General features: G+C 33.7%; 17 protein-coding genes, 2 tRNA genes and 1 rRNA gene. 10 read left to right on the forward strand and 10 right to left on the reverse strand.

All coding sequences use genetic code 11. The features are described 5' to 3' along the window. The first annotated feature begins 33 nt into the window (after window positions 1–33). The 7 genes from FLV_RS16345 to scpA all read left to right on the forward strand — a co-directional run bounded on the left by FLV_RS16345 (window position 34) and on the right by scpA (window position 6337). Window positions 34–915, forward strand: a complete 882-nt coding sequence (locus FLV_RS16345) for an SDR family oxidoreductase (RefSeq protein ID WP_243235290.1) — start codon at window positions 34–36, stop codon at window positions 913–915. 249 nt (window positions 916–1164) lie between these two features. After that, on the forward strand, window positions 1165–1773 hold the full coding sequence (udk, locus tag FLV_RS16350) for a uridine kinase (protein WP_110344667.1): 609 nt from the start codon (window positions 1165–1167) through the stop codon (window positions 1771–1773). A 148-nt stretch (window positions 1774–1921) separates the two neighbouring features. Beyond that, complete coding sequence (locus FLV_RS16355; protein ID WP_243235291.1) at window positions 1922–2251, forward strand: FtsB family cell division protein; 330 nt, start codon at window positions 1922–1924, stop codon at window positions 2249–2251. 11 nt (window positions 2252–2262) lie between these two features. Beyond that, window positions 2263–3627: a methylmalonyl-CoA mutase subunit beta gene (locus FLV_RS16360; RefSeq protein ID WP_243235292.1), complete on the forward strand. Its 1365-nt coding sequence runs from the start codon at window positions 2263–2265 to the stop codon at window positions 3625–3627. A 42-nt stretch (window positions 3628–3669) separates the two neighbouring features. Continuing rightward, a complete protein-coding gene (locus FLV_RS16365; RefSeq protein ID WP_243235293.1) occupies window positions 3670–3906 on the forward strand; it encodes a hypothetical protein in 237 nt (78 codons plus the stop codon). Further along, window positions 3896–4186, forward strand: a complete 291-nt coding sequence (locus FLV_RS16370) for a type II toxin-antitoxin system RelE/ParE family toxin (protein WP_243235294.1) — start codon at window positions 3896–3898, stop codon at window positions 4184–4186. The genes FLV_RS16365 and FLV_RS16370 overlap by 11 nt, the downstream gene beginning before the upstream one ends. 12 nt (window positions 4187–4198) lie before the next feature. Next, on the forward strand, window positions 4199–6337 hold the full coding sequence (gene scpA, locus FLV_RS16375) for a methylmalonyl-CoA mutase (RefSeq protein ID WP_262916465.1): 2139 nt from the start codon (window positions 4199–4201) through the stop codon (window positions 6335–6337). Window positions 6338–6397: 60 nt separating this feature from the next. On the opposite strand, the gene FLV_RS16380 is transcribed toward scpA, so the two are convergent. From FLV_RS16380 to dapF, 5 genes are all read right to left on the reverse strand, one after another. After that, window positions 6398–7045, reverse strand: coding sequence for a peptidoglycan-binding protein LysM (locus tag FLV_RS16380; protein WP_243235295.1), 648 nt, complete (start codon window positions 7043–7045; stop codon window positions 6398–6400). Window positions 7046–7143: 98 nt separating this feature from the next. Further along, a complete protein-coding gene (locus FLV_RS16385; RefSeq protein WP_243235296.1) occupies window positions 7144–8061 on the reverse strand; it encodes a DUF2279 domain-containing protein in 918 nt (305 codons plus the stop codon). A 2-nt stretch (window positions 8062–8063) separates the two neighbouring features. After that, the gene (mltG, locus tag FLV_RS16390) at window positions 8064–9104 is read right to left on the reverse strand and encodes an endolytic transglycosylase MltG (RefSeq protein WP_243235297.1); all 1041 of its coding nucleotides are present in this window, start codon (window positions 9102–9104) and stop codon (window positions 8064–8066) included. 10 nt (window positions 9105–9114) lie between these two features. Next, complete coding sequence (locus FLV_RS16395; protein WP_243235298.1) at window positions 9115–9648, reverse strand: GNAT family N-acetyltransferase; 534 nt, start codon at window positions 9646–9648, stop codon at window positions 9115–9117. 23 nt (window positions 9649–9671) lie between these two features. Further along, window positions 9672–10454: a diaminopimelate epimerase gene (gene dapF / locus FLV_RS16400; protein WP_243235299.1), complete on the reverse strand. Its 783-nt coding sequence runs from the start codon at window positions 10452–10454 to the stop codon at window positions 9672–9674. 323 nt (window positions 10455–10777) lie between these two features. Here dapF and FLV_RS16405 point away from each other — a divergent pair, with 323 nt between their 5' ends. Next, window positions 10778–12178 (forward strand): trypsin-like peptidase domain-containing protein, encoded by a 1401-nt coding sequence (locus FLV_RS16405; RefSeq protein WP_243235300.1) that lies wholly within the window; start codon window positions 10778–10780, stop codon window positions 12176–12178. Window positions 12179–12362: 184 nt separating this feature from the next. Beyond that, window positions 12363–13811, forward strand: a complete 1449-nt coding sequence (locus FLV_RS16410; protein WP_243235301.1) for a glyceraldehyde-3-phosphate dehydrogenase — start codon at window positions 12363–12365, stop codon at window positions 13809–13811. A gap of 61 nt (window positions 13812–13872) precedes the next feature. Here FLV_RS16410 and FLV_RS16415 read toward each other — a convergent pair whose 3' ends face one another. Then, on the reverse strand, window positions 13873–14331 hold the full coding sequence (locus FLV_RS16415) for an Lrp/AsnC family transcriptional regulator (RefSeq protein ID WP_163394545.1): 459 nt from the start codon (window positions 14329–14331) through the stop codon (window positions 13873–13875). A gap of 201 nt (window positions 14332–14532) precedes the next feature. Between FLV_RS16415 and ald the strand changes: the two genes are divergently transcribed. Continuing rightward, window positions 14533–15651, forward strand: a complete 1119-nt coding sequence (gene ald, locus FLV_RS16420) for an alanine dehydrogenase (protein WP_243235302.1) — start codon at window positions 14533–14535, stop codon at window positions 15649–15651. A gap of 116 nt (window positions 15652–15767) precedes the next feature. On the opposite strand, the gene pafA is transcribed toward ald, so the two are convergent. The 4 genes from pafA to rrf form a co-directional block, all read right to left on the reverse strand. Further along, window positions 15768–17384 (reverse strand): alkaline phosphatase PafA, encoded by a 1617-nt coding sequence (gene pafA, locus FLV_RS16425; RefSeq protein WP_243235303.1) that lies wholly within the window; start codon window positions 17382–17384, stop codon window positions 15768–15770. A 420-nt stretch (window positions 17385–17804) separates the two neighbouring features. Further along, a tRNA-Leu gene (locus FLV_RS16430) sits at window positions 17805–17890 on the reverse strand. A gap of 9 nt (window positions 17891–17899) precedes the next feature. Then, window positions 17900–17972: transfer RNA gene (locus FLV_RS16435), tRNA-Phe, on the reverse strand. Window positions 17973–18024: 52 nt separating this feature from the next. Next, a 5S ribosomal RNA gene (gene rrf, locus FLV_RS16440) occupies window positions 18025–18134 on the reverse strand. Between the last annotated feature and the right edge of the window lie 203 nt (window positions 18135–18337).

An 18337-nucleotide genomic window follows, 5' to 3' on the forward strand; every position in this document is an offset into this window, starting at 1 on the left:
TTTAAATTAATTAATTTTGTAAAAATAAAAAGTATGAGCTATACAGATAAAATGTTACGTGACGATGCTTTAAAAGGTAAAGTCATTGTGGTTACAGGCGGTGGAAGCGGTTTAGGAAAAGCGATGACCAAATATTTTTTAGAATTAGGAGCTCAGGTAGCGATTACTTCAAGAGATTTAGAAAAGCTTAAAACGACTGCAGCAGAACTGGAAACTGAAACCGGTGGAAAGTGTTTACCGCTTCAATGCGATGTTCGTCATTATGAAGAGGTTGAAAACATGCTTCAGGAAGTTTTAAAAACTTTTGGAAAAGTAGATGTTCTTTTGAACAATGCAGCCGGAAATTTCATTTCTCCAACTGAACGTTTATCAGCAAATGCATTTGACACTGTTATAGATATTGTACTTAAAGGATCCAAAAACTGTACACTTGCTTTTGGAAAACACTGGATTGATTCCAAACAAACATCGGCTACGATTTTAAATATCGTAACAACTTATGCCTGGACAGGATCGGCTTATGTAGTACCGAGTGCTACGGCAAAAGCAGGAGTTTTGGCTATGACCAGAAGTTTGGCTGTAGAATGGGCAAAATACGGGATCCGTTCTAATGCGATTGCTCCGGGACCTTTCCCAACTAAAGGTGCCTGGGACAGATTGTTACCGGGAGATTTGGCAGAGAAATTTGACATGGCCAAAAAAGTGCCATTGAAACGTGTTGGCGATCATCAGGAACTGGCCAATTTAGCAGCTTATTTAGTATCTGATTTTTCAGCTTATGTAAACGGAGACGTTATTACAATTGATGGAGGCGAATGGCTAAAAGGTGCAGGACAATTCAATTTACTGGAAGCAATCCCTGAAGAACTATGGGACCAGCTTGAAATGATGATAAAAGCAAAAAAGAATAAATAATTACAAGTGCTTACTAAATTCAGAATATTTTATCAAATCTATACTGATTGCACGAAATCCCGAAGGTTTACTTTCGGGATTTTTTATGTTTTTTACCATATAAGCAATATAAATTCAGTGAAGTAACATTTTGTTTAAACATTTTCCAGCTTAAATTTACTTATATTACTTATATGGTTAAATTATATTAAATGTTTCGCTATTCAGTTAAATTATTATTTTTGCTAAACAAATTTATAACATCAAATTATGCTCATTATTGGAATTGCAGGAGGAACAGGAAGTGGAAAAACAACGGTAGTACACCAAATCATGAACGAATTACCAGATACAGAAGTAGGTGTAATTTCTCAGGATTCATATTACAAAGAAACCCACAATTTGTCGTTTGATGAAAGAGCCCTGATTAATTTTGATCATCCAAGATCTATTGATTTTGAATTATTAGAAAAACATCTTAAAGCTTTAAAAGCAGGCGAAACGATTGATCAGCCGGTATATTCTTTTATTCAACACAACAGGACTGATGACACTGTTTCAACACATCCCCGAAAAGTAATGATTGTTGAAGGCATCCTGATTTTAACAAATCCCGAATTACGAGAGCTTTTTGATATTAAAATTTACGTTCACGCCGATTCTGACGAAAGATTAGTTCGCCGTCTAAAACGTGATATTTCAGAACGCGGACGTGATATTGATGAGGTTTTGACACGTTATCAAAACACCTTAAAACCTATGCATGAGCAATTTATAGAACCATCAAAAGCATTTGCCGACATTATAATTCCAAACGACAAATACAATACCGTAGCAATAGATGTAGTGCGCGCCGTAATTAATCAGAGAATTTCATAATTTTTATTGTAAATTTATTCCAAAAATAAGGAGCTGTTTGCTTTGCCAGTTCGCTTCGCTCGTGTCCCGCTCTAGCCTTTATCTTTTTATGGCAGAAAAAGTCATAAAAAGGATACCGGATCCATCGGGGCTAAAAAATAAAACTGAAATGAAAAATCCGTACAAAAATAAATCCTGGTTCAAATTCCTAAGCAATAAATATGTTTGGGTTTTGCTGTTTTTTATAGTATGGATGCTATTTTTAGATAATTATTCGTATTTCGACCACCGTTTTTTAAACAATCAGATTAACGAACTGGAAGACAATAAAACCTATTATCAGGAAGAAATAAAGAAAGATCAGGAACAGATCAAACAACTTAAAAATCCTGAACAAATAGAAAAATATGCCCGCGAAAAGTACTTCATGAAAAAAGACAGCGAAGACATATACATTATCAAATTTGAAGGAGATACAATTCAGGAAAAGAATAATTAGAAAAACATCCAATGGCTACTACCCTATTCGACGATTTTAGTCCGATTTCATCCAAACAATGGAAACAAAAAATTCAGTTTGAATTGGATGGAGCCGATTACAACAAAACCGTAATCTGGAATTCTCCCGAAGATATTCAGGTAAAACCATTTTACCATTATGATGAAGATTTCAACACTGCTTCTGTAAAAACACAGGTTTCCAATTTTAAAATCTGTCAAAACATATTTGTTTACGATGTAGATAAATCGATTCAAAAAGCTATAGATACACTTGAAAGAGGAGCTGAAAGTTTACGTTTTACGATTGAAAACGAAAAAACTGATATTCAAAAATTATTAGAAAATCTTCCTTTAGAAAACCGAATCGTTTACTTTAATTTGAATTTTATTTCAATCGATTTCGTAAAAAAACTGAATACTATTTCAATTCAAAAAAAAGCTGTTTTTTATTGCAATTTAGACCCAATTGGCCATTTAGCCAGAGAAGGAAACTGGTTTGCAACATCTGATAAAAATAATTTTGAAACACTCGAAAAAATTTCAAAAGCAACTACTAATCTTGGTTTACTAAGCGTTGATTTAGGATTGTACCAAAATGCCGGAGCTAATATAACCCAGCAAATTGCATACAGTCTGACACATGCAAACGAGTATCTGAATCGCTTTTCGGACTTGACAAAACCAATTGTATTTCAGGTAGCTGTAGGAACAAATTATTTCTTTGAAATTGCAAAACTTCGTGCCTTGCGAATGCTTTTCAACTTAATTGCAGCCGAATACAATCCCGATTTAGAATGTCATTTATTGGTTACACCAACCAAACGCAATAAAACCCTATACGATTACAATGTTAACATGCTTCGTACGACTACAGAATGTATGTCGGCAATTTTAGGAGGTGCTGATGCTGTTGCCAATTTACCTTACGATTCCCTGTACCATAAAGACAATGAATTTGGCGACCGGATTGCAAGAAATCAATTATTGATTTTAAAACATGAAAGTTATTTTGACAAAGTGGATAATCCTGCTGATGGAAGTTATTATATTGAAAGTTTAACCATTCAACTAGCCGAAAAAAGTCTTGCTTTATTTAAAGATATTGAAGCCAATGGAGGTTTTTTAAAACTTTTGAATGATGGAACCATCAAAAAGAAAATTCAGGAAAGTGCCAATAAAGAACAGGAATTATTTGATACTCAAAAAGAAGTTTTATTAGGCACGAATAAATATCCAAACCCGGAAGACAAAATGAAACACGATTTAGAATTGTTTCCTTTTGTAAAAATAAAGCCTAGAAAAACATTAATTACTCCAATTATAGAAAAAAGATTAGCCGAAAAACTGGAACAAGAACGTTTAGAATTTGAGTAAGACTAATTTGAAACAGTTATATTTGATAAAAACTAAATAATTATGGAAGCAATAAGACGAATAATCTCAGTAAAAAACCATTCTGTAACTGTTATTTTACCTGATGATTTCACTGCAAATGAAGTAGAAGTAATTATTTTACCTGTTCAAAATGACGAATACAAAATCCCTCAATGGCAAATTGATCAGGTTAGGGAAAGAACTGAGAACTATTTAAAAAACCCTAATAATGTTACTGACATTGACGATTTTTTAAAAGAAATTGAAAATGAATTATAAAATAGTAATCCTTGAAGAAGCTAAAATAGATTATAAAAAATCATTGTTATGGTATCGAAACATACACCCAAAATTAGCAATCAGATTTAATGATTCCTTTAAAAAAAGCTTAGCTATCATCAAGACAGATCCATTTTTATTTCAAATAAAATATGACAATATAAGAATCATATTTTTCAAAACTTTTCCATACGCCATACATTATTCGATTTACGAAAATTGCATCGTAATAAAATCCATTTTTCACACATCAAGGAATAGTGAATTGAATCATTTTTAAATGCCTTAACAATTGAGAAAAGACCTTAAACACATAAAGTTAGAAGTTAAAAATGAAACGTTAGACGAACTGACGCATAACCCTGAACCTATAACTCAAAAATTTACCACAGCAGAAGGAATCGAAATCAAAAAAAACTATTCTGAAAAAGATATTGAAGAATTGGATTTTTTAGATTTTGGGGCAGGTTTTGCACCAAACTTGAGAGGTCCTTACGCAACTATGTATGTTAGAAAACCGTGGACCATTCGTCAATATGCGGGATTTTCAACTGCCGAAGAAAGTAATGCTTTTTACAGACGAAATTTAGCCGCCGGACAAAAAGGATTATCCATTGCTTTTGATTTACCAACACATCGGGGCTACGACTCAGATCATGAAAGAGTTGTGGGAGATGTAGGAAAAGCGGGAGTTGCCATTGATTCTGTTGAAGACATGAAAATCCTTTTTGATCAGATTCCATTGGATGAAATGTCGGTATCCATGACTATGAATGGCGCTGTTTTACCCATCATGGCTTTTTATATCGTTGCTGCAGAAGAACAGGGAGTTACAACCGAAAAACTTTCAGGAACCATACAAAATGATATTTTAAAGGAGTTTATGGTTCGTAATACCTACATATATCCGCCAACCCCTTCGATGAAAATTATTGCTGATATTTTTGAATTTACCAGCAAAAAAATGCCAAAATTCAATTCTATCTCAATTTCAGGGTATCACATGCAGGAAGCGGGTGCCACCGCTCATATCGAACTGGCTTATACGCTGGCAGATGGTTTAGAGTACATCCGAACCGGATTATCGACAGGAATGACCATTGATGAATTCGCTCCAAGACTTTCATTTTTCTGGGCTATTGGCATGAATCATTTTATGGAGATTGCCAAAATGAGGGCCGGAAGAATGATTTGGGCAAAATTGGTAAAACAATTTAATCCAAAAAGCGATAAATCATTAATTTTAAGAACACACTGCCAGACAAGCGGCTGGAGTTTAACAGAGCAGGATCCTTTTAATAATGTGACACGAACTTGTATCGAAGCTTCCGCAGCTGTCTTTGGAGGAACACAATCATTACACACCAATGCGCTGGATGAAGCAATTGCCTTACCAACAGACTTTTCTGCAAGAATCGCGCGTAACACTCAGATTTTTTTACAGGAAGAAACCAAAATAACCAAAACGGTCGATCCATGGGCAGGAAGTTATTATATCGAAAGCCTTACCAATGAAATGGTAGAGAAAACCTGGAAACTTATTGAAGAAGTAGAAGAATTGGGCGGAATGACGAAAGCCATTGAAACCGGAATTCCAAAACTTAGAATTGAGGAAGCTGCTGCAAAAAAACAAGCAAGAATAGACAGCGGACAAGATATTATCGTAGGTGTAAATAAATTTAGATTAGAAAAAGAAGACCCTTTGCACATTTTAGATATAGACAACCAAATGGTTCGCAAACAGCAAATTGATCGTCTTTCAACAATAAAAACAACCAGAAATACTGAAAAAGTAAACCAATCACTCGAAAAATTAATTCATTGTGCTAAAACCGGTCAGGGAAATTTACTGGAAATAGCTCTTGAAGCTGCGAGAAACAGAGCAACTTTAGGCGAAATCAGTGATGCTCTCGAAAGTGTTTTTGGAAGGTTCAAAGCACAAATAAAATCAATTAGTGGCGTGTATAGTGCAGCAATTAAAAACGACGAGAATTTTGAAAAAGCAAAGCAGCTAGCTGACGTTTTTGCAAAACAAGAAGGAAGACGACCAAGAATCATGATTGCCAAAATGGGACAAGACGGGCATGACAGGGGCGCAAAAGTAGTAGCAACAGGTTACGCTGATGTAGGTTTTGATGTGGATATCGGCCCACTGTTTCAAACTCCGGTTGAAGCTGCCAAACAAGCTGTTGAAAATGATGTACATATCTTAGGTATTTCTTCATTAGCCGCAGGTCACAAAACATTAGTTCCGCAAGTCATCGAAGAACTAAAAAAGCATGGTCGTGAAGACATTATGGTTATTGTTGGAGGTGTAATTCCGGCTCAAGATTATCAGTTTTTATTTGATTCCGGAGCAATTGCCGTTTTTGGGCCTGGTACAAAAATTAGTGAAGCAGCAATCAAAATCTTAGAAATACTAATTGATTAAAGAGAATTAAATGCATAAAAAATCCCGAAATCATATCGGGATTTTTTATGCATTTAATTCTTAATCGTTAATTGTAGCATTACTGTCTGCTTCAATATAAGAAAGATCATAACCGCCAAAGGCTTTCATGTAACTTCTTAAAGATGTTCCATAAGCATCTCTAAAATGTCTGTTCCCTTTGTTTTTAAAAAAGTTTTTTACAGAACCAGCTCCACCTAAATGTGCTGCTGCTAAAATTCCTGATTCGGTAATTTCAACTCCGTTGATAACTTTCCCTTCATACTTTTCAATCTCATTACGTAAAATCCATTTATTTTTAGATAATAACGCAATAAAAGCTTTTTCCTGTAAAGCCGGATTTTTTAAAAAGGCTTTTTGATTGTTAACACCGACAGATCTTAAAGTTTTAGATCCGAATTGGTATTTTCCCATGTATCCGATAGAATTTACTTTTCGGTATTTTCCCTGAGATTCTTTAAAAGCTACTGCTTCTTTGAAACCAATAAAACGATTTCCTGTAAATGGAACATTTAACTTGTGTAAGGCAGGATAATCATCCTCTTCTTGTGATGGAAAAATGTATTCTGATCCATCTGTTTTTTCTGTTAAAAACCAGGACTTGGTCTCCCGATTAAAGGGTTTAAAACCCAAACTTAAAAATGTAATAATAACGACTAAACCCGCATAAAAATACCATTTCTTTATCATAAATTGTTTTTCTTCAAAACGCTGTCACCTTTTTGAAATTTCTACGACGCAAAGGTAATAAATTCAAAACAATACTGATAATCAAGTATTTATGGTTTTTAAAAATAAATCAAATACCCTTTAAGCCCTTTATTGGCGGTATATTCAAGCGTTGGAGCCGGAATTTTAATTGTATTAAAAACGGAAAAAATAGTTTTCAAAAAATGTGATTTTGTGTTAATTTTAGCTAAATCGACATCAAAAGAAAGATAAATCTGACGAAAATTTTCTGGATTTCGACCAAAATCAAGAATTTCTGTTTTATTATTTCCGGATAACATTCCATCGCCTCCATATCCAAAAGCAAGATTTAACCACTTCGGAATTTTTGTTTCCTTAGCAAAAGAATGCAGGTTTACAGATAGCCAATAAGTCTGCCCATTATAATCTTTTAAAATCTGTTCATTTAGAGAACTTCCTAATTTATCAGGATTTTGTTTTGCGTAATGAGTAGTATGAAAGGAAAATTTAGGTGTAATTCGCTGTTCATTCCAAAGTAATTCCTGAGAAACATATAAAGCAGTTCCGGCTGCATTAGCAATTAAATCACCAGAAGATGCACCCCATTCTGCAGAATATCCATCTAAAACTTCAACAGCAGTAAGAAAGGCGAACCCTACACCTGCACCGTAAATTAATTGATTTTTTTTACTCGCACCACTCCAGTTCAGGGCTTCAGCACCAAATCTTCCTAAATGATAAGCCGAATAAAGATGCCCAATTTTATCCATTTGGAGCCATTCGTCATTATCATTTATAAAATGAAAATTAGATTTTGGATAATCGGCATACCAAATCTGATTCAAACCAATTAAAGTAACTGAGGCCAGAGCAGCCTCAGTTATAATAACTGTATTTTGTCTTTTTTTATTTAAAGTATCTGAAGGCTTTAAAAAATTCTCAGTTTTATTCTGTGCTTCGATTAATTGAAAACTCAGAAATAAAACCGATAATAAAAGGGAAAATTTAAAATTCAAAACTATCTTGTTACTCCCTGACCGGCAATCCAGTCTGAATATTTTTTTGCATTAATTGTGTGCTGTTCATAACTTGACGCAAATTCATGATAACCAAAACGATCTATACTGGCACAGAAATAAATATAATCATGTTTTTCAGGATTTAAAACCGCTTCAACAGCCGTAATATCAGGCATTGCAATTGGTCCCGGAGGGAGTCCGATATTTACATAAGTATTATAAGGGGATCTCATAATTAAATCATTATAAAAAACTCTTTTAATAACCTGATCGAAATTATTGTCACGTAATTTCAAAGCGTAAATCACAGTTGGATCTGCTTGCAAGGGCATTTCTAAACGTAATCTGTTTAAATAAACCCCGGCGATACGAGGTCTTTCATCTTTTTTAACGGATTCTTTATGTACAATAGAAGCTAAAATTGTTGCCTGAACTGGTGTTAAACCTTGTTTTTTAGCTTTTTCGATTCTTTCAGCTGTCCAAAAATTGTGGCATTCCTTAATCATTTTATCACGGAATTTCACTGCAGAAGTATTCCAGTACACTTCATAAGTATTCGGAATAAACATGGCAAAAACATTCTCTTCATTAAAACCATTTTCTTTTAAGAAAGTAGAATCTTTAATTGCTTTCAAAAGTGATAAACTATCAGCTTCTATTTGAGAACCTATTCTTCCGGCAAAATTCTCTAAGCGTTCCTGATTATTAAAAGCCAGTTTAACCGGAACATTAGAACGCATTGCACGAACTAAATCAATATTGTTCATGTCTTTTTTCAATAAAAAACGACCTGATTTTACATTTTCAGGATAGCTGCGTTTACTGGCTACCATTTCAAAATTGTCGAAATTCTTAATATAAGGTTCTAATATTTTTTTAACATCTGTATAGGTAGCATCTGTAGGAACATATACGTAAAGTTCTTTTTCTTCAAATTTTGTATTGGCGCTGAAAATTCTGCTAATTAAAATAAATCCGTAAATCATTAAAACTGAAATAACGGCTACGGCAACTATCGTGATAATCTTTTTTAAGTTCAAAGTTTAAAATTTAAATTTGTTTGTTAATTAACTGAAAAATTGCTTCGTCCTGATAGTGTCCATTTAGCAAGATCCAATCTTTTTTAATTCCTGTTTGCTCAAAGCCAAATTTAGTAAAAAGAGCTATACTTGCTCCATTTCTTACACTAATATTTGCATACAATTGATGCAGATTCAAATTGTAAAAAGAGTACTTAATTAATAACTCTAAAGCCTCAGAACCAATATTTTGATTTCTGTTTTCCTTATTTTGAATTACAATACCAACTCCAGCCCTGTTATTTTTGGGATCAAAATCAAATAAATCAATCAGACCAATCGCCGGAAAATCTTCATCCTGACAAATTGCCAAACGCAATTGTTTGGCTTCATAAATGTCCTGTTGGGCATTTTCAAGGTATTGACGAACCAAAAAACGGCTATAGGGTGTTTGCGTATTGCTGACTTCCCAAATATTCTGGTCATTTTCCATAGCATATACAAACTCTAAATCATTAGGTTCTAATGCTCGTAGATAGATAGTTTTGCCTTTGAGAGTTATCATTACAACTTCAGTTTTCTGGAAAATTAAATCTCTATAGTTCCTTTAAAAACAAATTTTGCAGGACCAATTAAAAAAACATTCGTAAAATGTTCTCCTAACTTATCAAAAGAAACGGCTAGTTTTCCACCTTCGACATTTATATCAATGGAAGTTTTATCTGTCTGACCTGTTGCATTCATAGCGATTGCAACTGCTGTAGCACCAGTTCCGCAAGCTAAAGTTTCATCTTCAACTCCTCTTTCGTAAGTTCGAAGTGAAAATTCAGAATCATTTATTTTTTTTACAAAATTAATATTGCTTCCCTTTTGTCCGTACAATTCTCCGTAACGAATTGCTGCTCCGTTTTCTTTTACATTATAGTGTTCCAAATCATCTACAATTTGTACATGATGAGGAGAACCGGTGTTTAAAAAAGTATAGGAATCTTTCTTTTGAACTTCATCAACATCAATCATCTGCAATGAAACAATTGAATCGTTATTTACTGTTGCATGATGCAAACCATCTGTAGCAATAAAAGTGGTTTTATTTTCGATAACACCTAATTGATTAGCAAACGCCACTAGACAACGGCCTCCGTTACCACACATTGAACTTTCGTTTCCATCTGAATTGTAATAAACCATTCTGAAATCAGTTTCAGCATCATTTTCAAGTAAAATAAGTCCGTCAGCACCAATTCCGAAACGTCTGTCACATAAACGTTCCACAAGTTTTATATCTTCTTTTGGAAAGAAACCTGAACGGTTATCAATCATTACAAAATCGTTTCCGGTGCCCTGATATTTATAAAATTCTATTTGCATTTCTGTTGGATTATAAAGTACAAAAGTACGAACTATTAATTAACCATTTATTGTATTTTATGAAATCATCTTGCACTAAATGACTTTGAAAAATTTAATGTTAAAATTTTAGTATTATTTACTCCAATATCACAATTTTAAAATTATAAAACAAATCATCTCATTTAAACCCTATAATTTTAGACTCAATATGTTAAATAGCATCATTTTTAACACACTATTAATTAATAAAATGTTAATCACTGTTAAAGAGCGTTAAACCATTTTTCAAAATAATTTTTTCCTTTAATTTTACGTTAGTAACTTAAACATAAATCCTAATTATGAAAAGATTTTCAAGCTTATTTTTAGTGTCATTATTGAGTGGTGCTACTACTCTTGGTGCTTACAAATTATTATTTGACGGCAGCAGTTCTTTATTGGGAAGAGAAAATTCTGTTGTTACTCTTGCCCCGAATTCATTTGGCAGAAACGTTGGTCTGGCTGCCGAAACAGTAGATTTTACTGAAGCTGCTGATAAAACAATTCATACTGTTGTTCACGTTAAAAATGTTTCCCGCAGAACAGTTAGTAATCCTATGATGGAATTTTTCTATGGCTACGGTGGAGGACAACAGCAAGAACAGGTTGGAACAGGTTCCGGAGTTATAATTTCTGAAGACGGTTATATTGTAACCAACAATCACGTTATTAAAGACGCAACCGAAATTGAAATTACATTAAATAATAAAAAATCATATAAAGCAAAACTAATTGGAACAGATTCCAAAATGGATATTGCTTTATTGAAAATTGATGCCAACGAAAAATTGCCTTACACTGCTTTTGCAAATTCTGACAGCGTAAAAGTTGGAGAATGGGTTTTAGCCGTTGGAAATCCTTATAATTTAACTTCAACTGTTACAGCCGGGATTGTTTCGGCGAAAGCCAGAAATTTAGACACCAGCGGAATCCAGTCTTTTATTCAGACCGATGCCGCCGTAAACCCTGGAAATAGTGGCGGAGCATTAGTTAATACCCGTGGAGAATTAATTGGGATTAACACTATGATTTCTTCCATGACCGGATCATATGTAGGGTATTCTTTTGCTGTTCCATCAAACAATGCCCGTAAAATTGTTGAAGATATTATGGAATTCGGAAATGTACAAAGAGGAATTTTGGGTGTTGAAGGTGGCGAATTAAATAGCAATGCTTCCAAAGAATTAGGTATTTCTGAAACACAGGGCTTTTATATCAATAAGGTTACCCCTAAATCCGGAGCTCAAAAAGCGGGTCTTACAAAAGGTGACATCATTGTAAAATTAGACAATCAGAATATCTCGACTTTTGCCGATCTTTCAGGATACATCAACACCAAAAGACCAAATGATGTGGTACAGGTGACTTACATGAGAGAAGGAAAATCAAAAGTGGTTCCCGTAACATTAAGCAAAAATGAGTTTTTTAGTACCGAGTTTAAAGGAATCGAATTAGAAAATATTGATGCTGTTGACAAAAAGAAATTCAAAATTGATTATGGAGTAAAAATTAAAAACATAACCAATGAGAATTTGATGCAATATCAAAATGAATTGCAGGGGAATATTATTTTAAGCATAGACAACATAAAAGCAACAAATGTTGAAACTGTTTCAAAACTTCTAAACAAAAAAGATGAAGGTCAAAGTATCCGAATTGAAATGATTAATAAAAACGGAGAAATCTTTAGAATTATCATTTAAAAAATAATCACATATAAGTTTCCAACTGAAACTAAAATTACCGAAAGCCATCTTAAAAAAATTAAGATGGCTTTTTTGTTTTCAAAAATAAATCACAAAATAGCTTACGAAATCGATTGAAATAAGTAGTTTTGCGCAAAAATTTTAAAATAGTGAGCATTTTATTTTTTTAATTCAGTCAATTATGAGTAACAAAACATTGTACCAAAAAGAAGTATCCCTACAAGTCGACCGAAGAAGAGCCGGAGTCGAATTAATTAAAGTCATCAGTGATCTATGGTATGACAAATCCATCGAAATGGTTTTATTTAAGAATCAATTACTGGATAAAAATGTCAGTGACATTATCAATTTGCATCAATATGCAGGAGAATTTGTCGGCAAGCCAATCAGCATTTTTGATTCTGTTGAAATTGCAAAGGTCATCTTATCATTAGATTTTCCACCTGCTAAATTAGATCTTGGAAAACTAACTTATGAATATCAGCTGGAAGAAGAAAAATATCCGGATGCAAGATATTTTGTAATGGATAAACTTAAAAAAGCCAAATCATCTAAAGAAATTCAGCCTAAAGATGTCGTTCTATATGGCTTTGGTAGAATTGGACGTTTATTGGCAAGAGAACTAATGTCAAAAACCGGAAAAGGAAACCAGTTGCGCCTGAGAGCAATTGTAACCCGGGATAAAATAGATGCAGTGCTTTTAGAGAAAAGAGCTTCTTTATTGAGACACGATTCAATTCATGGAAATTTCCAGGGTTCAGTGACAGCAGACTCCAAAAACAATACTTTGATTATTAACGGAACTACAGTAAACATAATCAATGCAAATTCGCCTGAAGAAATAGATTATACACAATACGGAATTAATGACGCACTGGTTATTGACAACAGCGGTGCTTTTACATCTGAAGAAGCTTTAAAAAAACATTTAATTTCAAAAGGAGTCAGTAAAGTATTATTGACAGCACCCGGAAAAGGGGTTCCAAATATTGTATATGGCGTAAACCATAATGAATACAATCCGGATGAGACAGCTATTTTTTCGGCAGCATCATGTACTACAAATGCAATAACTCCAATTTTAAAGGTTGTTGAAGATAGTTTAGGAATTGCAAAAGGCCATCTGGAAACGATTCACGCCTATACAAACGATCAGAATCTGGTTGACAATATGCACAAAAAATACCGTCGCGGAAGAGCTGCTGCCTTAAACATGGTTATTACAGAAACAGGAGCAGGAAATGCAGTTTCAAAAGCAATTCCGTCACTTGAAGGAAAACTAACTTCAAATGCTATTAGAGTTCCGGTTCCAAACGGATCTTTGGTAATAGTAAACTTAGAAGTTAAAAAAGCAACCTCAATAATTGCTGTAAATAAAATAATGAAGAAATATGCCTTAGAAGGCGAATTGGTAGAACAAATTAAATATTCATTAAATAACGAACTCGTTTCATCTGACATTGTTGGAACTTCTGCACCTGCAATTTATGACAGTAATGCAACTATCGTTTCTAAAGACGGAAAAAACATCATACTTTACATTTGGTATGACAATGAATATGGTTATAGTCATCAGGTTATTCGTTTAGCAAAGTATATTGCCAAAGTTAGAAGATTCACTTACTATTAATATAAAAACCAAAACCAACCATTTTTTAAAACCATCAGGATTCTTCTGGTGGTTTTTTATTTTAAATAGGAAGTACGGTTGTGCTCTTTACTTCAGAAATCACAAACACAGTATTAATTAGAGAAACTTCAGGCAAAACCGATAATTTCTTTTGATGAAAATGATGATAACTTTCCATATCCGGAATGATAATTTTCAACATATAATCAAAATTTCCAGAAACATAATTGCATTCTACAACTTCAGGCATATTTAAAATCGACTGGTTAAAACCTTCAGATGTATCATAGGTCTGTTTTGTTAAAGTTACCTGACAATAAACAGTTAGATTGTTCCCTAATTTCTTCTTATTTAAAATGGAAACATATTTCTCTATAACACCTTCTTTTTCAAGACGTTTAACCCTATCATGAACAGGTGTTAATGACAAATTTATTTTGTTTGCGATGTCTTTCAGTGTGTAATGAGCATTTTCCTGTAAAAGACGTAAGATTTTTTTATCAATTTCATCTAAAGCCATAACGAAAACGTTTTCTATAGTTAATCAAAATCAGTCATTTTTTCTTTTTAAGGAAATAAAAAGGAATCCAAAAAGAATAATTTTCTGTAAAAATACAACATAAAATAATATTTTCTTATTTAAACCCTAATTATCAATAATATATTCTCTATTAATACATTTGTAACATAACTCTATAAAAAAAACAAAATACATAACATTATGATAATAGGTGTTCCAAAAGAAATTAAGAATAATGAAAACCGTGTGGCTTTAACTCCTGCAGGAGTTTCTGAAATGAAAAAACACGGACATACAGTTTACGTTCAGTCTACTGCCGGTTTAGGAAGTGGTTTTGCTGATGAAGAATATACCCAAGCTGGTGCTTTAGTTTTACCAACAATTGAAGACGTTTATGCAATTGCAGAAATGATTATCAAAGTAAAAGAACCAATTGCTTCTGAGTATCCTTTAATTAAAAAAGATCAATTGCTTTTTACTTACTTCCATTTTGCTTCTTCAGAAGAACTAACTCACGCAATGTTAGAAAAAGGTGCTGTTTGTTTAGCTTATGAAACTGTAGAAAAAACAGACCGTAGTTTACCATTATTAGTTCCAATGTCTGAAGTAGCAGGTCGTATGGCGATTCAGCAAGGAGCAAAATATCTTGAAAAACCATTAAAAGGAAGAGGAATTCTTTTAGGCGGCGTACCTGGTGTTCCTCCTGCAAAAGTTTTAGTTTTAGGTGGAGGAATTGTAGGAACTCAGGCTGCAAAAATGGCTGCTGGTTTAGGTGCTCAGGTAACCATTATGGATTTAAGTTTGCCACGTTTACGTCAATTAGACGATATTATGCCGGCAAACGTAAACACAGAAATGTCTAACCATTACAACATTACCAGAGCAATTAAAGATGCAGACTTAATTGTTGGAGCAGTTTTAATTCCGGGAGCAAAAGCACCGCACTTAATTACCCGTGACATGCTAAAATTAATGCGTCCTGGAACGGTTGTCGTTGACGTTGCTGTAGATCAGGGAGGTTGCATCGAAACCTGTACTCCAACAACTCACGAAAATCCAACTTTCATTATTGATGATATTGTTCACTACTGCGTAGCAAATATGCCTGGAGCTGTTCCTTATACATCTACTTTAGCTTTAACGAATGCTACTTTGCCTTACGCTGTACAATTAGCAAATAAAGGCTGGGAAAAAGCTTGTAATGAAAACGAAGAATTGAAAAAAGGTTTAAACATTGCTAACGGAAAAATCCTTTACAAAGGAGTTGCCGAAGCATGGAATCTTCCTTTCAATGAAGAATTAGTATTAACCAACGCATAGTTATACTAAAATAATATTTATAATTCACAGCAAAAAGGCTTTTCAGTAATTGAAAAGCCTTTTTTATATAAAAAACCTGCCTCAAAAGACAGGTTTAAATTTATAATCCTAAAATATTACTTTTCATCCAATACTTCCTGCATTACTTTAGCTTCTGTTCCATTTGGGAAAGTAACTTTTATTTTTTGAGCAATGGTTGGTGCAATTTCAGTAATCGCCTTTTTATCATAAGATTCGCCTTTTTTAATATGCCAGCCATAAAAAATTGCCGGCACATGAGTATCATAAGTATAAGCCGTTCCGTGTGAAGTACCAGTTGGCAAATATTCAATAACACCTGGTTTACCAATTACAACCATATCACCATCCTGCGTTACATCATATCCTTTTGCCACGAAATTCAAATAATAATCATTTCCTGAATTAGCCAAAATTTCTTCTTCTGTATATGCTTTTTTTACCTGAGGCAAAGAAATTAAAAAATCTTTAAATTCTTGTTTCACTTTCGCTAAGTCTAAACCTTTGTCTTTAATAATTTGTTTATTGAAAAAGATATTAAAATTAGAATAATTCAAAAGTAAATCTACTCCAAATGTTTTAATTGAGAAATCCTGTAAACTCTTTCTAAAATCTTTTGATGGATAATTATCAACATCATATTTGCGGTCTTTCAAATAAATAACATTTTCCGCTCCTGCATGATCAGCTGTTAAAAAAAGTAAATAATTATTTTTTCCAACTGTTTTATCCAGATAAGCTAAAAAATCAGCTATAGTTTGGTCTAATCGCAAATAAGTATCCTGAAGCTCCATAGACCGTGGCCCTAATAAATGTCCAACATAATCTGTAGAAGAAAAACTTACCGTCAGGAAATCCGTAATATTATCTTTCCCCAACTCTTCTTTTTCAATTGCTTTTTTTGCAAAATCCGCTAATAAATCATTTCCATAAGGAGTAGCTCTCAAAATTCCGGCATCATTTTTCTCATACATTGTTTTCAGATCATACGGAAAAACAGGAGCAGAACTGCCATATAATTTCCCTTCATAAGGATTATTATCCGGAAGACTTTCATTGTAAGTTGAAGCAGGCTTATATAAATCCCAACCCTTATTTATGTATTTCAGATAATTTTTCTCATTATTGAATTCTGACACCCATTCTGGCAATTTTTCTCCATAAAAAGTACTGGAAATAAAAGAACCTGTTTTACTGTACCAAAAAGCCCAATTCGCAAAATGCCCGGCTGGCAAAATCGCACCACGATCTTTAAGACTCATTCCTATAACTTTTCCCTGAAAATTAGTAGCCATTCTAACTTCGTCAGTAATGGTTGTACTTTGCAGGTTTTTTGGAGACATTTCTCCTTCATCTGCAGTTCCGTCTCCAACAGTCTTTACTGAAGCATCATCTGTACAATACATTTGCTTTCCAAGAGTTCTGCTAAACCATTCATTTCCTACAATTCCATGTGTTGCAGGTGTAGTCCCCGTATATATTGATGCATGTCCCGGAGCCGTATAAGTGGGCACATAATTATAATGCATATTCTGAAAGGTATATCCATTATTCATTAATCTTTTAAATCCATTTGCAGAAAAATCATCCGAAAATCGATATAAATACTCCATTTTCATCTGATCAACTACAATTCCAACAACCAGCTTAGGACGTTGCTGAGCAATTAAGTTTGAGATAACAAACAGCATCAACAATACAATACTTTTTTTCATAGTTAACTTATAAATATTTAAAACAAAAATACAGATTCGAATCCAAAAAGGCTAACCGAGCTTATATTTAAAAACAGAATTGACTTTAATTTAACAAAAGTATAAAAACACTTATGGCGTTTCCCTCTGGGCCGGGCTGTGCGCTGTATCTTTTGCGATAGAACTTTTTAGAATAATAGAAAAAACGAATCCCGCAAAAGGATGCCGCTTCCATCCCTAACGCAATTTTGGGTAACTAGACGTATTTGATCTTTAAATTATACTCTCATATTCAAAAGGCATATAATTTCACAAAGGAATTGCGTACTATTTTTGAAAAACAACCAATAAGATTATTGGTTTTGCAAAACTGGCTAAATATCCCAAAAAAGATTAATAAAAAAAGCGTAATTACCATTTGTAATTACGCTTTTTGTTTAGTACTCAGAGCGGGACTTGAACCCGCACGAACATTGCTGTTCACTGGATTTTAAGTCCAGCGTGTCTACCAATTTCACCATCCGAGCATTGCATAGTGGTACCTCCAGGGATCGAACCAGGGACACATGGATTTTCAGTCCATTGCTCTACCATCTGAGCTAAGGTACCTCACTTTAAACAAAAAATCCTTCCCGATAAATATCAGGAAGGATTCTTAAAAGAAAGGCGACGACATACTCTCCCACAATAATGCAGTACCATCTGCGCAGGCGGGCTTAACTACTCTGTTCGGAATGGGAAGAGGTGAGCCCCGCCGCAATAACCACCTTAAGGTTGTTAGTCTAAAGTCATAAGTCTTAAAGTTTAAAAGTCTTTTGACTTTTGACTTTAATCTTTCGACTAAAAGACTGCTCTTGCGTCGAGCAAATATCTTAACATACTGAGATAAAGAAAGTTTTTATATTTTAGAAAGTTTCTTCTCCCGACCGTAGTCGGGAGAAAAGGGTGTACATAAGCTTACGGATTATTAGTAC

This window comes from Flavobacterium pectinovorum (assembly GCF_022802975.1).
Taxonomy (GTDB): Bacteria; Bacteroidota; Bacteroidia; order Flavobacteriales; family Flavobacteriaceae; genus Flavobacterium; species Flavobacterium pectinovorum_B.